1 protein-coding gene and 1 pseudogene are annotated in these 1,155 nt (G+C 47.6%); one reads left to right on the forward strand and one right to left on the reverse strand.

The genetic code is table 11. From position 1 onward, the window contains the following. The coding region (locus CIK04_RS26005) for a phosphoglycerate mutase family protein (RefSeq protein WP_142995020.1) at positions 1 to 192 on the reverse strand (192 nt) is incomplete at its 3' end. A gap of 325 nt (positions 193 to 517) precedes the next feature. Here CIK04_RS26005 and CIK04_RS26010 point away from each other — a divergent pair. After that, positions 518 to 1,155, forward strand: a pseudogene (locus CIK04_RS26010) (M9 family metallopeptidase N-terminal domain-containing protein); the annotation flags it as partial.

Raw genomic sequence — 1,155 nt, forward strand, 5'->3', positions numbered from 1 at the left:
TGCAAAGCCTAGCTGCTGACAAACGATCTCTGCCGTTTGCAACGCTCGGCCCAACGAACTGGAATAGACGTGATATGAGCCTGACTCAAGATGGGCTTGCAATACTCGGCCCACACTCAATGCTTGGCGCTGACCTTTTTCCGTTAATGGTGAATTGCAGTGCCCTTGTAATTTTTGCTCGGCATTAAACAGGGTTKSCYATGTCGTAAATAAAAACTAGTCTCAAACGTTGACTCCTTATTCACTGGTCAAACACGTTACCGCAAACTTTTTCCCGCTGCAAAAGCGTGTTTTTGAGTCAAAGTTGACTCTGTTTATRCGTTACTTCGTTCCATTTATTTAATCTTTTATTAACGTTTTCAACGAGTAAAATTCATGCCGTCAGATCTATAAATTAGAGTAATAAATCTATTTTCTGAACTGAGCTCATAAAATTTATGAGACAGTACTTCATTTCATAACGCGCAGGGCATATAACACACCGCTCAAATCATTTTACTAATCAATGAGTGTGGTTATGTCTCTTCTTCCTTTCCCTCGTCGCCGTTTGGCTCTGGCTTGTTTACTCGCATCGGTCTCTGGTGCTTCTTTGCACAACCAATGCGATGTTGCCAATTGCAGCAGTCGCCCGATCTTGCCGCTGCCATCTCCAGCGCAGATTACGCCTGTTACAGTGGTTGGTTTTCTGCCTCAGTTGACACGTTGAACAACATCTACAGCGAAGCGAGCTTAAGCCGCATTCAGGTGGCACTACACCAAGCGGTACAAGCGTATCAAGGCGAAGCCGAGCAAGCGCGCGCCATTGAAAACTTGGGCGAATACGTTCGCGCAGCCTACTACGTTCGTTACAACGCAGGAAACGTGGCAGCCTTTTCCGATCTCTTGGGCCAGCAGTTTGCCCATACCATCAACGCGTTTTTAGCCTAACCCTCACTGTCTCTTGATCAAGGGCGTGAGCAAGTGGGCGCGATGAAGAGCCTCACGCTGATGGTGGACAACATTAAGCAACTGCCGCTGACCATGGACGCCATGATGCTGGCGCTGCAACAGTTTAACCCTGAGACAGCGAAAATGACTCAGGTGGTTGATGGCCTCAACAACCTGTTCCGCTCAATGGCGGGCCATATCGCCAACGATGCGTTTTATCGCTACCTT

The organism is Vibrio sp. 03_296 (assembly GCF_002265885.1).